At 63.2% G+C, this 14,528-nt stretch carries 13 protein-coding genes; 3 read left to right on the top strand and 10 right to left on the bottom strand.

Features of this window, described 5'->3' with window-relative positions:
* Positions 1-172 precede the first annotated feature (172 nt).
* From dusA to AB2N08_RS15500, 3 genes are all read right to left on the bottom strand, one after another.
* Entirely contained in the window at positions 173-1,198 is a 1,026-nt protein-coding gene (dusA, locus tag AB2N08_RS15490) for a tRNA dihydrouridine(20/20a) synthase DusA (protein WP_367611558.1), read from the bottom strand.
* Positions 1,199-1,295: 97 nt separating this feature from the next.
* Positions 1,296-2,456 (bottom strand): acyltransferase family protein, encoded by a 1,161-nt coding sequence (locus tag AB2N08_RS15495; RefSeq protein ID WP_367611559.1) that lies wholly within the window; start codon positions 2,454-2,456, stop codon positions 1,296-1,298.
* Positions 2,457-2,763: 307 nt separating this feature from the next.
* Positions 2,764-3,591, bottom strand: coding sequence for a hypothetical protein (locus tag AB2N08_RS15500; RefSeq protein WP_367611560.1), 828 nt, complete (start codon positions 3,589-3,591; stop codon positions 2,764-2,766).
* A gap of 317 nt (positions 3,592-3,908) precedes the next feature.
* Here AB2N08_RS15500 and AB2N08_RS15505 point away from each other — a divergent pair, with 317 nt between their 5' ends.
* From AB2N08_RS15505 to AB2N08_RS15515, 3 genes are all read left to right on the top strand, one after another.
* Positions 3,909-5,054, top strand: a complete 1,146-nt coding sequence (locus AB2N08_RS15505; protein WP_367611561.1) for a flagellin N-terminal helical domain-containing protein — start codon at positions 3,909-3,911, stop codon at positions 5,052-5,054.
* An 87-nt stretch (positions 5,055-5,141) separates the two neighbouring features.
* On the top strand, positions 5,142-5,984 hold the full coding sequence (locus AB2N08_RS15510) for a hypothetical protein (RefSeq protein WP_367611562.1): 843 nt from the start codon (positions 5,142-5,144) through the stop codon (positions 5,982-5,984).
* A 128-nt stretch (positions 5,985-6,112) separates the two neighbouring features.
* Positions 6,113-7,744, top strand: a complete 1,632-nt coding sequence (locus AB2N08_RS15515) for an MFS transporter (RefSeq protein ID WP_370662428.1) — start codon at positions 6,113-6,115, stop codon at positions 7,742-7,744.
* 138 nt (positions 7,745-7,882) lie between these two features.
* On the opposite strand, the gene AB2N08_RS15520 is transcribed toward AB2N08_RS15515, so the two are convergent.
* Genes AB2N08_RS15520 through AB2N08_RS15550 form a run of 7 tightly spaced genes read right to left on the bottom strand, consistent with a single transcriptional unit; the run spans position 7,883 to position 14,294 of the window.
* Complete coding sequence (locus AB2N08_RS15520; protein ID WP_367611564.1) at positions 7,883-9,985, bottom strand: flagellar biosynthesis protein FlhA; 2,103 nt, start codon at positions 9,983-9,985, stop codon at positions 7,883-7,885.
* A gap of 5 nt (positions 9,986-9,990) precedes the next feature.
* Positions 9,991-11,127: an EscU/YscU/HrcU family type III secretion system export apparatus switch protein gene (locus tag AB2N08_RS15525; RefSeq protein ID WP_367611565.1), complete on the bottom strand. Its 1,137-nt coding sequence runs from the start codon at positions 11,125-11,127 to the stop codon at positions 9,991-9,993.
* Positions 11,117-11,896 carry a flagellar biosynthetic protein FliR gene (fliR, locus tag AB2N08_RS15530; protein WP_367611566.1) on the bottom strand — a complete coding sequence of 260 codons (780 nt, stop codon included), beginning with the start codon at positions 11,894-11,896 and terminating at the stop codon, positions 11,117-11,119. The genes AB2N08_RS15525 and fliR overlap by 11 nt, the downstream gene beginning before the upstream one ends.
* Before the next feature lie 12 nt (positions 11,897-11,908).
* A complete protein-coding gene (gene fliQ, locus AB2N08_RS15535; protein WP_367611567.1) occupies positions 11,909-12,178 on the bottom strand; it encodes a flagellar biosynthesis protein FliQ in 270 nt (89 codons plus the stop codon).
* A gap of 15 nt (positions 12,179-12,193) precedes the next feature.
* On the bottom strand, positions 12,194-12,997 hold the full coding sequence (fliP, locus tag AB2N08_RS15540) for a flagellar type III secretion system pore protein FliP (RefSeq protein WP_367611568.1): 804 nt from the start codon (positions 12,995-12,997) through the stop codon (positions 12,194-12,196).
* On the bottom strand, positions 12,994-13,350 hold the full coding sequence (locus tag AB2N08_RS15545; RefSeq protein WP_370662426.1) for a FliM/FliN family flagellar motor switch protein: 357 nt from the start codon (positions 13,348-13,350) through the stop codon (positions 12,994-12,996). The genes fliP and AB2N08_RS15545 overlap by 4 nt, the downstream gene beginning before the upstream one ends.
* Positions 13,350-14,294, bottom strand: a complete 945-nt coding sequence (locus AB2N08_RS15550) for a FliM/FliN family flagellar motor switch protein (protein ID WP_367611569.1) — start codon at positions 14,292-14,294, stop codon at positions 13,350-13,352. The genes AB2N08_RS15545 and AB2N08_RS15550 overlap by 1 nt, the downstream gene beginning before the upstream one ends.
* Positions 14,295-14,528 lie beyond the last annotated feature (234 nt).

Genomic DNA, 14,528 nt, shown 5'->3' on the forward strand with positions numbered 1-14,528 from the left:
AACAGCGTTGATATAACTCAAGACAGGGACAGCTGGGCATTATGGAACTGAGGTTGCTACTCGGCAAGAAAATTTGGGCAGGCGTGATAGTTTCGGCAAGGAAATGTCTCGATTTGTCGACAGACGAAAAAAAAGCGTGCCCGGGCACGCTTTTTTGGTATGTAAATTGTGCCTATCCAATACTTGGCATCTTCGCCGCGGCGGCCAGCAGCAACTGTGCATCGCCCAACGCCAGCTGCTTGGAGTCCGACAGCGTCTGGCGGAATGCGCGCGCGCCAGGCAACCCCTGCATCAGACCCAGCATGTGACGCGTGATGCTGTTCAGTTTCAAGCCCAGCGGGCCGTACTGGCGTAGCTGCCCCTCGATGTACGGAATCATTGCCGCGAGCACATCGACCCGCGTCCGCGGCGCGCCGGGCGCATCGTAGAAACGGGCGTCCCATTCGGCCATGGTCCACGGGTTGTGATAGGCCTCGCGGCCCAGCATCACGCCGTCGACATGTTGCAGGTGCAGCGCGATCTCGTCGTCAGTCTTGATGCCGCCGTTGATGATGATCTCGAGGTCCGGAAACTCGCGCTTGAGTTCATACGCCACAGCGTAGCGCAGCGGCGGGATCTCGCGGTTTTCTTTCGGCGACAGGCCTTTCAGGATCGCGTTGCGGGCGTGCACGATGAACGTGGTGCAGCCGGCGTCGGCGACGGTCCCGATGAAGTCGCGCACGAAGCCGTATTCTTCATTGTGATCGATGCCGATGCGGTGCTTGACGGTGACGTCGATCGACACCGCATCGCGCATCGCCTTGACGCAATCGGCCACCAGTTGCGGCTCGTTCATCAAACAGGCGCCAAAGGAACCTTTCTGCACGCGCTCGGACGGGCAGCCGCAGTTCAGGTTGACCTCGTCATAGCCCCACTGCTCGCCCAGTTTGGCGCTCTTGGCCAGGTCAAGCGGGTCGCTGCCACCCAGTTGCAGGGCGATCGGGTGCTCGATGTCGTCGAAACGCAGGTGACGCTCGGCATCGCCGTAGACCAGCGCGCCGGTATTGACCATCTCGGTGTAGAGCCACGTGTGGCGCGTGATCTGCCGGTGGAAGACGCGGCAGTGGCGGTCGGTCCAGTCCATCATGGGGGCGACCGAGAGACGGCGCGATGGGAGGATGGGCGCGGCGGCGGCCGAAATCGTTGGAGTTGAGCTCATGCAGAAGGGCTGGTCGCCAAGGATAGAGGCGATACATGCTTTAGGGAACCCGCCATCATAAACCAAACCTGCCTGTGCTGCATTGTTGCTGCCGGCCTTAACTCGCGTGGGCTGCTGGCTGACCTCTCTTGTAAACAGGGAAAAACAATGCCCGGGTTATCTTGAACCGCTTGCAAACCTGCCAAATTACCAGTGGGACCACCACTGCGCAGAGCAAGGCAGTCGCTTCGACAGCGGATTTCAAAGGAGGAATCCGAGCCAGAATCGCTGGGAAGTTATACAAAATTGGCATGTGAAACAGCAGGATAAAAAGCGAGCCACGGCCGATAAAGATCAAACCTCTCTCAGCCCACGCCATTTTTCCCAGCAAGCCACTCAAGCCCAACATCAAATAAATTCCAGAAAAGGCCAAGGCCGTGGTACCCAACAAATCGTCATATCGGCGGTGATTCAAGTTCATCGAATCATTAAAAGAAAACCAGACGACAATGACAGCACCCAGAGCCACTCCCAGGTGCAATAAGCTGAACTTGAAGCTCTTGACTGTTGCTGACATGAATACACCTAGGATGAAAAATACTGACGTAATCAGCAAAAAATCTGCGCTCATCGGCAGACCGCAATTAAACAGTGCGGTGCTGAATTCTGTCATTTTAAAACAGGCAGTGTCTTCATAAGGATTGTTGAATACACCGAGAAAGGCGTATCCCAGCACCAACAACAAGACTAGTGACGCCACGCGCCGGATGCCTGTGGAAAATAGATAATTGCCGTACATAAACAGCGCACTACAGGACACGTATAATAGCCACAAATGCGGCAGAAACCACACTGCTCGCGGTGACAATGTGAAGCCAGTACCGTAGGCTAGTGCCAGCAACAATCCTTCGAGCGTTCCCGTCCCACGCAAAATATTCAAACATCCAAACAGTGTGACCACGACCACGAAAGGCTTCAGCCACGCATCTGCCCGCATGATTGCGATGTCAGTGAGGCTGCGCCGCCCCAGCGAAAAAGTCACACCTGAGATAAAGAAAAAGAACGGCATTCGAATGCCACCCAGGAAGTCGGAAAACTGCGGGAAATTTCGATCAAATCCCGCATCATGCCCCAAGACAATCAACAGGATGCCGATTCCCTTGGCAATATCAATCGTCGTTAATCGGGCTTTGACTGGTGAGGTGTCTGGCGGCGTTACGTGAGTCGCAACTTCTTGGTGTGACGAATTGCTCAACTCGCGTGCAGATTTATCGTTCATTTTACCTCGCGCAAAATTGAACATTCAGTCGTAGACAGATTGGCTGCGTGCATACCACTACGCTGTGCACGCACAACTGATCCCGTAAGCCTGTCTGTGGGTCAATCTGACGTGTGTGATGTTGCGCAGCGATAGCAAGTCTAGCTGATGTCAGACGCTGGGCGCGCCGGCTTCACCATGGCTGACCGCTCTGTCACGGCCCATAGGACCATCTCTCCGGGACGAGCTCGGCTTTCAGGCGCTGGCTAGCTTGAAGCCTTGAACACCGCAATATATTGTTATAGCAGATGAACAATTGTTTATAAAATTAATGACGCACAGCAGCCATGACGGCATGCGGCAGATGATACGTTGGCTGACTTGCCGCTTGCTTCAGATTTAAGGAACGCTTCGTCAGCGAATAGGCATACCATCCGAATATACTGACTGCAAGCATCTCTCCGCCGTCCTCGATCAGGCCAAACATTTGGCTGATGATTTGATTTTCCCTGAACACCGTATGCATCATGTCGACGCCGACGCCAAAGAAAATCAACAAACTCAGGATCAGGGCCAGATGATGAAAAATCTTTCTGAGCGCAGGGCCTGCGAAGTAGTAAGCCATCAGCAATGAAGGCAGAATAATCAATCCGGCACCGGCTACCACGATCAGTTCGCCGACATCCTGCATGCGCAGGCCGAAGGGCGCCGTCATCGTGCTTCGCTCTGCTATGACGAAGCCCAGGCGTTCATGCAAGCGCAAGGCATCGTCCGCCAGAAAATACGTGAACAACAGCGCCCATGGAAGAAGGGTCCAGATGGCGTTTTTAATGCAGAGATAACAGAGCACCAGGACAATAGCGGCGAACTTGAGGTGCTGATAGTTTTCGGCATACCCATTATCCGTTTCGATATTAAACAACGGATTGGAAAAGTACATTGTTACTTGATGGAGCGATTCAATATCGACGTATTGAAAAATACCCGCGAAACCGCCAGCCATGTCTACCGTGCGAAGATATTCCACAACGCGTCGCATCAGTTTGGGGAACAGGTGAAGGATCACAAAAAACAAATCGCCCAAAACCAATACAGCAAGCGAAAGCGGAAGCATCAATAGACGCCGGCTTTGACCTTCCATTGCACTGTTTTCCATGTCACCGTCCGTCATGAGATAACTATATATGATGGTTTGTATCCTATCTTTTCCCGTGTCATAAATGCAATGATTTTTGATGAAATTTGCATAAGTACAGACTGGGCGTGGCAAAAGAATCACACTGTGGGCTCGTGTCACAATCCGACGATTCGAACGGTGCGAAGTGGTAGCGCGCCGGGATCAAAGCACGTCGCGCCAAAATAATTTCTAAAAAGAATTTAATGCCTAGCGGAAATTTGTCGCCCTGTACTCATGAGAGCGAATGACGCACTCGATCTACCGAATTCTCCCCTACCCTACTTCAGGAGTTCAACATGCTGAGCCTTCACACCAACAACGCTGCCCTGTCCGCACAAAACGCGATCTCCCGTAACCAGAGTTCGTTGTCGACCTCGATGACCCGCCTGTCGACCGGCTATCGCATCAATTCGGCCATGGACGACGCTGCCGGCTTGCAGATCGCGACCCGCCTGAAAGCACAGACCAGTGGTATGGCGATGGCCATGCGTAACACCCAGAACGGCATCTCGATGATGCAAACCGCCGAAGGCGCGCTGGGCGAGTCCAGCAACATCCTGGTGCGCATGAAGGATCTGGCAACCCAGGCTGCCGATGCCGCCTCGACCGCCAAGGACAAGAGCGCCATGCAGTCGGAATACGACGCACTGGCCAAGGAACTGAGCAATATCGTCGGCAACACCAGCTTCGGTGGCACCAAGCTGCTGAACAAGAAAGCCGATGCGGCCGAAATGGGCACCGCAGTCCTGGGCGCAGCAACTGCCGCCAGCACGCTGGCAACTGCCCAGGAAACCCATGATGACGGCGCCGAAGCCGACTACACCACCGCACTGGCCACTCTCGATGCGGACGACCCGGCCACCGTGGTCGCACTGGAAACCGCCACGCAAGCCCGCAACGCCTCGCTGAAAAACCTGGCGGCCCTGACCTCGGCCAGCACCGCAGCGGCCGCCTACAGCGCCGCCGCAACGGCGTCGTCGGCAGGCACCGACGGCACGATGGTCGGTTCGCTCGACTTCCAGATCGGCGCCTCGACCGCCGAGAAAATGAACCTGGACATGACGGCCACCGTGACCGCCCTGCACTCCGCCCTGCGCGGCACCAGCACCAACTACAACTCGTTCGGCGCATCGCTGGCCAACGTCGGCACCGAGCTGACCGACAATGCATCGGCCACCATCGACAAGCTGCAGAGCGCCATCGACGCCGTCGGCGAAGTGCGCTCGACCCTGGGCGCCGCATCGAACCGCCTGGAACACGTCTCGACCAACCTGGCCAACGTCAGCGCCAACACCCAGTCGGCCAGCGGCCGCATCATGGACGTCGACTTCGCCACCGAAAGCGCCAACATGACGTCGAACCAGATGCTGCTGCAAGCCGGCACCGCCATGCTCAAGCAGTCGAACAGCCTGTCGTCGATGGTCATGTCGCTGCTGCAATAATGACCCCAACCCGGGCCTCACCCCGGGTATAGTCATCAAGGCCAGCCTCACGGCTGGCTTTTTTTTTGTTCATGACAGGCGAATCCGATGGCCAATATGTTCCCCGTTGCCGCACTGCCCCTTCCCACCCCGGTCCCGTTGCAGGTCGGCGCCGTGGTGGCCCCTGCCGCCGTGCTGGCCGGCGCCGCCGATGCGCCGCCATTGCCTTTTTCGACGCCGCTGCCGGTCGACACCGCCGCACCCGGCGTGGCCAACGCCGGCGCCGACGGCGCGGCCATGCGGCCCGACCAGGTGCTGATGGCGCGCCAGCTGGCCTACCAGCAGCAGGATGGCGCGGGACTGGCACGGGCCTGGCGCAGCCAGGTGCGCAATCACGGCAGCGCCTTGAGCAGCCGCGCGCTGGCCGACAGCAGCGGCCAGTTGTCGCCGGCCTTGATGGTGGCGGCGCAGCAAGGCCAGGTCGTGCGCCAGACGGACGGATTCGCCGCCCACCATGACGCCTGGCGCTTCACGGTGCGCGGCGGCGGCGATACGCCGCAGCACCTGTCGGTGCTGGCCGACGATGCCGACCGGCCGCCCGGCCGCCGGCGCCGCTCGCGCGCCGCATTGCGCCTCGAGCTCGAACTGGCCGACGGCAGCGCGGTCGTGATCCAGGTCACGCCCACGCCGCAGGGCCTCGCCATCGAACTGTGCGCGCCGGATGCGCGCGCGCTCACGCGCCTGCGCTGGCTGCAGCCCGAACTGGACGCGGCGCTGGCGCGGGCCGGACTGACCGTGCTGCGCTGGCGTTTTTCCGACACGCTGCCGCCGGGACGCAGCCACGCGATGGTTGCCAATGCCGAAGAAGCGGCGCAAGCCCTGACGCCGGCCGTGTTTCGCGCGGTGGCCGAACTGGCGCTGCTGCTGCCGGCCCAGCCGCCCCAGGGCTGACCGGCGCGCCGCGCCCGGCCCGGTGCCGACTACAATGGCGCTTGTTTCCACGCATTCGCCTCTCCAATGACACGCTGCACACGTACCTGCGCAACCGCGCTGTTTCCGCTGGCCCCTGCTGCATGACGATGTCCAGGCCGCCTGCAGCTGCTACCTCCCCCGCGCCATCGGCGAACGACGCCGCCCCGCCGCCGTCGGCGTTCGGGCCGATGCGCGAGCCGGTGTTCCGCATGCTGTGGCTGACCTGGCTCATCGCCAATACCTGCATGTGGATGAACGACGTCGCCGCCGCGTGGATGATGACGTCCCTGACCACGGCCCCGATCTGGGTCGCGCTGGTGCAGACGGCGTCGATGCTGCCGGTGTTTTTGCTGGGCCTGCCCAGCGGCGCGCTGGCCGACATCCTCGACCGGCGCCGCTACTTCATCGTCACGCAGTTCTGGGTCGCGGCCGTCGCCACATTGCTGTGCGCGGTGATTCTCGCCGACGCCATCACGCCGCCGGTGCTGCTGGCGCTCACCTTCGCCAATGGCATCGGCCTGGCCATGCGCTGGCCCGTGTTCTCGGCGATCGTGCCCGAACTGGTCTCGCGCGCGCAGCTGCCGGCAGCGCTGGCCCTGAACGGCGTGGCGATGAACGCGTCGCGCATCGCCGGGCCCCTGGCGGCCGGGGCCATCATCGCCAGCCTGGGCAGCGCGTACGTGTTCGTGCTCAATGCGGTGCTGTCGGTGATTTCGGGCTTCGTGATCATGCGCTGGCGCCGCACGCACGTGCCAAGTCCGTTGGGGCGCGAGCGGATCGGCGGCGCGATGCGCGTCGGCCTGCAGTTTGCCCGACACTCCAATCGCGTGAAGGCCGTGCTGGCGCGGGTGTCGGTGTCGTTCTTCCACTCCACCGCCCTGATGGCGCTGCTGCCGCTGGTGGCGCGCGCACAAGGCGGTGGCGGCGCCGCTGTCTTTACCTTGCTGTTGGCCTGCATGGGCGGCGGCGCGATCAGCGCCGTGTTCTTCCTGCCACGCATGCGCCAGGCGTTCAGCCGCGATACGCTCGTCATGGGCAGCACCGTGCTGTCGGCGTCGACGATCGTGGTGGCGGCCATCAGCACCAACGTGATCCTGACCTCGTGCGCGATGTGGTTGTCGGGGATGGCCTTCATCGTGTCGGCCAATTCGCTGAGCGTGTCGATGCAGATGGCCCTGCCCGACTGGGTGCGGGCGCGTGGCATGTCGATCTACCAGATGGCGCTGATGGGCGCGAGCGCCACCGGCGCCGCGGTCTGGGGCCAGGTGGCGACGCTCGACTCGGTGCAACACAGCCTGTTGTATGCGGCGGGCAGCAGCGTCGTGGTCATGGCGCTCGTGCTGCGCCTTATCCAGGACCGCGAACTGCTCGAAGACATGACGCCGTCGTCGGCGTTGAAAGCGCTGGCGCCGTCCGTCTCGCCGTTGCAGGACGGCGGGCGCGTCGTGCTGACGGTCGAATACCGGATCGATCCGGCCCGCACCGAAGCCTTCATGGCCTTGATGGAACTGAGCCGGCGCGCGCGCCTGCGCCAGGGCGCGCTAAGCTGGACCTTGCTGCGCGACGTCAGCGATCCCGGGCTGTTCACCGAGCAGATCATCGACCCGTCATGGACCGAGCACCTGCGCCGCTTCGACCGCGCCACGGCCGGTGATGCAGCGCTGCGCGAGCGCAAGCTGGCGTTTCACCTGGGGCCGGATGGGCCGATCATCACGCGGCGACTGGTGGCGCGGTCTTGAAGGCGCGAGTGCAGCGCCGGAGCGGAAAGTACCGTTTGCCGATGAGCCGTCGTTCCCGCGCTCGCCGGGCGCCTTCGCGGGAACGACGAGGTGCGGGCTGCGAGCCAGGCGGTGGCGGTGCTGCGTAGCCCCGCCACCTCACCCCACCGTGCCCACGATCGACACATCCCGGTTCTCGGGAATCTCGTTATACGACAGCACATGCAGCCCCGGTGCGAACAGCCGCGCGTAGCGCGCCAGCAGCGGGCGCACCTGCGGCAGCACCAGCAGCAGCGGCGGCGTGTGCTGGCCCTTCATCTGCTCGCGCGCCACCGGCATGTTGATCTGGAGTTGCGACAGCAGTTGCGGGTCGATCGGGTAGTTGTCCAGCGCGACCTTGCCGCCGCCGTTCTGGCGCGCCTGGTTGAGGGACCCGAGCAGCATGTTTTCCAGTTCGGCCGACAGGTTAAAGGCCGGCATCTCCTTTTTCTTGCCGAACAGCGTCGAGACGATCTGGCGCCGCAGCGCGCAGCGCACCTCGGCCGCCAGCAGGATCGGGTCCTTGGTCGTCTCCGAACTATCCAGCAGCGTGGTGGCGATCACCACGATGTCCTTCAGCGATACGCCCTCGGTCAGCAGCACGCGGAACACGCGCAGCAGCTGGGTGTGGGTCAGCGCCTTGTCCAGCGCCGCGGACAGCCTGGGCGACAGCGCCGTCAGGCGCTCCAGGATCGCCGGCACGTCTTCGTGGCGAAACAGCTCGTGCAGGTAGTCGCGCACCACCTTCGACACGTGCGTGGCGATCGCGCTCGGCACCTCGATCACCTGGTAGCCCAGGCCCAGCGCATGCGCTTTCTGTTCGGGCAGGATCCACGTGATCGCCATCCCGTACGCCGGCTCGATGCCGGGAATGCCATCGAGCTCGCCGTACACGTTCGGCGACGGAATCGCCAGCAGATGATCGGGCATCACTTCGGCCTCGGCCACGACGGTGCCCGACAGGCTGATCGCGTACTGCGCCGGGCGCAGCGCCAGGTCGTCGCGTACCGCGATTGCCGGTAGCAGCATCCCCATCTGCTCCGACAGGCTCTGGCGCACGCCCTTGATGCGCCTGGCCAGCGGCTCGGCCTGGGCGCGGTCGATCATGCCCACCAGCTTGTAGCCCACCGCCACCGTGACCGCCTGCACAACCGGCAGCGCCTGCCAGTCGAGCTCGGGCACGCGGTCGTCGCGCAGCGCGGCCTCGATCTTCGCCATTTTCTCCAGCCCCGCGACATCGGGCGCGGCGATGCGCTTGGCCATCGTCCAGCCGACCCAGGCCAGCACGCCGGAAGCCACCGTGAAGAACCACCACGGCATGCCCGGCACGACGGCCATGATCAGCATCACGCCGGCGGCCGAGTACAGCACGCCCGGTTGTGCCAGCAATTGCTGGCCGACCTGCTGTTCGAGGTCGCCCGACTCGCCGATACGCGTGACCAGGATGGCCGCGGCGGCCGATAGCAGCAGCGCCGGAATCTGGGCCACCAGGCCGTCGCCGATCGTGAGCAGCGCGTACACGCGGAACGCATCGGCCAGCGCCAGGTCGTGCATCAGGGCGCCGATCGCGATACCGCCGATCAAATTGATGATCAGGATGAGGATCGAGGCGATGGCGTCGCCGCGCACGAATTTCGAGGCGCCGTCCATCGCGCCGTAGAAGTCCGCCTCGGCCGCGACGTCCTTGCGCCGCGTGGTCGCCTGTTCCTGGTTGACCAGGCCGGCATTGAGGTCGGCGTCGATTGCCATCTGCTTGCCCGGCAGCGCATCGAGCGTGAAGCGCGCCGAGACTTCCGAGATGCGCTCGGCGCCCTTGGTCACGACGATGAAGTTGATGATCATCAGGATCACGAACACCACCAGGCCGACGACGAAATTGCCGCCGATGACGACATTGCCGAACGATTCGATGACCTGGCCGGCCGCGTGCGTGCCTTCGTGGCCGTGCAGCAGGACCACGCGCGTGGACGCCACGTTCAGTGCCAGGCGCATCAGGGTGGTGCCCAGGATGACCGTCGGGAACACCGAGAAATCGAGCGGCCGCCTGGCCGTCACCGCCACCAGGATCACGATCAGCGCCAGCACGATATTGAACGTGAACAGCACGTCGAGCAGGATCGGCGGCAGTGGCAGGATGATCATGCCGAGCAGCGCGATCAGGAACACGGGCGCGGCGAACTTGTGGCGGCGCAGCTCCTTCACGAAGCCGTTAAAGGTAGTCATCAGATTCATGCTCGAGCCTCACTCAGGTGCGGTGGTACGACCACCTCGTTGGGGAACCGCGGCGGCGCCTGGCGCCTGCCTGCACGGAACGCATTCAGTTGCAGTACGTAGTTCAGTACCTGGGACACCGCCTGGTACAACGGCGCGGGAATCTGCTGCTGCACCTGGCTGGTGTGATAGATCGCGCGCGCCAGCGGCGGCAGTTCCAGTGTTTCGATCCTGTTTTCCATGGCCACGCGGCGGATGAACAAGGCCATCTCGTCGACGCCCTTGGCCACCACGAACGGCGCCTCGGCGCGGTCGATGTCGTACTTGAGCGCCACCGCGTAGTGCTCGGGATTGACGATCACGACATCGGCGGTCGGCACCGACTTGCGCACGCTGCGCTGGGCCAGCTGGTTCTGCAGCTGGCGGATGCGCTGCTTGATCTCGGGCCGGCCTTCGCTGCTCTTGTGTTCTTCCTTGATGTCCTGCTTGCTCATGCGCTGGTTGCGCATGAACAGGAAACTCTGCACCGGCACGTCGATCAGCGCGAACGCCACGAACACCGCCACCAGGGCCATCAGCGCGTCGAACACCAGCGCGCCGCCGTGCACCAGCGCATCGTTGAGCGGCATGCGCTGCAGCTCGAGATAGCCCTTCATGCCGGCGCGCGAGACATGCCACAGCACGATGCCCAGCACAATGGCTTTCGCGCTCGATGTCAGGAACCCCACCCAGTGCTTTTGCTTGAACAGGTTGCCGAGGTTGGTCAGCGGATTGAGACGGTCCATCTTCGGCGCCAGGTTCTTGCCGCTGGCGATCAGGCCGCCCGGCACGGCGCCGGCGATGACGATCGCCAGCGGCACGAACAGCAGCGGCAGCACCATGTGCACCAGCAGCAGCAGCGCGGCCGAGAACACGGTGGACATCGCGTTTTCGAGGTCGCCCGCCTCGCCGAGCGGCACGAACACGAGCCGGAACAGGTGGCGCATGTCTTCCAGGTAGCCCGGCATCATCAGCATGAAGACCTTCAGGCTGACCAGGATGCCCACCGCCGTGCCCAGGTCGCGCGAGCGCACCACCTGGCCTTCGTCGCGCGCCTTCTTCAGCTTCTGGGCCGAGGGCTTTTCGGTCTTGTCGCCAGTGCTGCTATCGGCCATGGGCCAGCCTCATTTGTCCGGTCAGCATTTCCAGCACCTGGTTGGTCATCGCGATGTAGTGCTCCGGGATGAAGCGCACCAGTTGGATCAGCATCATCAGGCCGAAGATCGTCACCAGCGTGAAGCCCAGCGAAAACAGGTTCAGGCTGGGTGCGACGCGATTCAGAAAACCAAAGCCGATCTGCACCACGACAGTGGAAAACACGATCGGCAGCGCCAGCAGGATCGCGGCCGAGAACACCCAGCCAAGGTTCAGCGCCACCGCTTCGAGCAGCATCGGCTGCAAGCCGCCGCCCACCGGCCACGCAAGAAAACTCTGGCCCAGCACCGCCACCAGCACCAGGTGTGCGTCGATGGCGAAGAAGACCAGCATGGCCACCAGCGCCATCAGGCTTGAAATCACATCCGATGCCTGGCCGTTGATGGGATCGTTCATCGTCGCCATCGAAAAGCCGATCTGGCTCGACGCCAGGAAGCCCAGCATGCTGATCGCGGCCATCGCGAACTGCAGCGCCAGGCCGATGACGGCGCCGATCACGCCCTGCTCCAGCATCGCCAGCACGCCAGCGAGCGAAAACGGATCGGGCATCGCGCCCTTGGTGGTCAAGGGCAGCATCAGAAACGACAACACCACCGCCAGCAGCGCGCGCACGGCCACCGGCACCGAGCCGTCACCCAGCACCGGCGCCGTGGCCATCATCGCCATGATGCGGCAGAACGGCCACCACAAGGCGCCGATCAGGGGTAGCAGGAAGCCGAACAGCTCCATCGACGCGCGCCCCTAGCCGACGAGCGTCGCCGCTCGCTGGAACACCGAGACGCAGTAGTCCATCAGCGTGGTCGTCATCCAGTGACCGGCCAGGATCACCGCCAGCAGCGTCACCAGAAGGCGCGGCAGGAAGCTCAGGGTTTGCTCGTTGATCTGCGTGGCCGCCTGCACCAGCGCGACCAGCAGGCCCACCAGCAGGCCCGGAATGACCAGCACCATCACCAGCAGCATGACGATCTGCAGGGCCTCGACCACGAGGTCGACGGCGATATCGGGACTCATCGCAATCCTCCTGCGCTAGTAGGCATGGATGCTGCCGACCAGCGTGCTCACCGTGAGCGTCCAGCCGTCGACCAGCACGAACAGCAGCAGCTTGAAGGGCAACGAGATGACCAGCGGCGAGAGCATCATCATGCCCATCGCCATCAGCACCGACGAGACCACCAGGTCGATGATCAGAAACGGAATGAACAGCATGGCGCCGATCTGGAACGCGGTCTTCAGTTCGGACAGCACGAACGCGGCCAGCTTGACGGGAAAGCTGTGCTGCTGCGGCGGCTGGGCCGTCGATTCGCCGGCCAGGCGCGCGACCTGCTCGAGCGAAGCCTTGCTGGTCTGAGCCAGCATGAAACGCGAGACCGGCACTTCGGCCGTGCGCAACGCCTGTTCGAGCCCGATCTTGTCCTGGTCGTACGGCAGGAACGCCTGGGTCCAGACCTGCTCGCCCACGGGCCGCATGACGAGGATGGTGAGGATCAGGGCGATGCCGGTGATGATGCGGGTGGGCAGGCCCTGCTGCAGGCCGAGCGCCTGGCGCAGCAGCGACAGCACGATCACGAAGCGGGTGAAGCAGGTCATCATCATGACCATCACGGGCAGCAGCCCGAGCAGCGTCATGAGCACCAGGATCTGCGACTTGACGCTCATCCCGGCGCTGGTGGACGTGGCGCCGGGCAGCACGCCGGCCAGCAGGTCCTGGTTCTGGGCCGCGGCCGGATGGGCATACAGCAGGCCGGCCAGCAGACAGGCCGGCGCCAGCGCAGGCAGCAGCGCAGACAGCGCGGGGGCACGGGCTCGCCCGCCCCCGGAACACCACGTCATGGCGCGAGGATATCCAGGTTCAGGCCATCGAGGTCGATCACTTTGAGGCCGTACTGCTCGCCCGCGACAACCACTTCGGCGCGGCCGATCGGGGTGCCATTGACCTTGATGACGAGCGGCTCGCCAGCCAGCGAATCGAGCGGCAGCACCGACGCCGGCCCGATGTCCATCAGGTCTTGCAGCGAAATGCGCACCGAGCCGACTTCGAGGGTCAGCGTGACGGGAATGCGACGCATCATCTGCGGCAGCTGACGTGCCACGCCGCGTCCGGCAGATGCGCGCGGCGCTTCCTGATCGTCCGGATCATCGATGATCACGTCGCCACCCAGTTGCTCGTTGAGGTTCATGTCCATTATTCGGCGTCTTCAAATGAGGTTAAACACAGCTTGCCCTTGTGTTCGGCCACCGAGGCCGTAAACAGTCGGGAATCGTCCAGCAGCACGTCGGCGCGTCCGACCGCCACCGGGATCACGTCGCCAACCTGCAGGCCGAACAGCGCGGCGAGCGTGACTTCCTTGCTCACCAGGCGCCCTTCGAGCTTGACTTCCAGGCGCGACGCCAGCGGTTCGCGCGTCATGCGCGCCCCGCCCGCCGCCCGTACCGCGCCGCGTTCGGCCTTCAGGCCCTGCAATATGCAAGCCATCAAGGCGTGATCGAGGCTGATCCAGATCTGCCCTTCCAGCGCGGCGCCGGCCGGCTCGCCGATCTCGTCATCGGCGCGACGCCCGTACTGGGCGCGCAGCACGGCGCGGATCACCCAGCCGGTCTTGCCCGGCGCGCTCGCCGGCACGATCGCCGGCGTGGCCACGGCGCCGGCCTTGGCCAGCACCGGCCGCTGCGCTGCACCGTCGAGCCGGGCCAGGCCCTCGGCCACGCGACCGTCGAGCAGGCTCGCCAGTTGCTGGGCCAGCGCGGCGGCCAGGCGCTCTTCGGTGGCCGTCACGCGTTCGAGTATCGGGCTTTGCTGCACCGCAGCAGGAACGCCCGGCTGGCGGCGCGCGTAGCGTCCTTCGAGCAGCCCTAACAGCAGCGTACGCTCGAAAGCCACGGCCGCCACGCCAAAGGGGCCGGCCACCCCAAGCCAGCGCAACGCCGGCGCCTCGGGCGCACGTTCGAATGCCAGCTGTTCCAGGCGATACGCGCCCCAGTAGCGGCGCCCTGCCGGCGATGCCATTTCGCCACCGATCGCCTCGGCCAGACGGGCGGCAAAGCCCGGCAACAAGTGCACCGGGCGCCCCAGCAGGCAGGGATCGAGCACCGAATGGCCGCGCGGTCGATCGGATTGATTTATCGGCATCTGTATTTACTGGAAGTTAAAGGCAATCGGGTTTGATTCCATAAAGCAATAATTATACAGCCAGTTTAATCGCAGCAACTTTGACATTTCGCTTTGATTTAGCACTTGCCCTACGGTAATATTCGTCCGTTGCATCGCAGCATCACCACTCTGGCAGCCACTGCCGATGAACAGGGCGCCAGCCTGGTGATGACGATGAGACATCCGGTCTGCGACCGTGACTGTCGCAATGCG

Origin of the sequence: Massilia aurea, from assembly GCF_040790145.1 — a bacterium.
GTDB lineage: Bacteria > Pseudomonadota > Gammaproteobacteria > Burkholderiales > Burkholderiaceae_D > Telluria > Telluria aurea_C.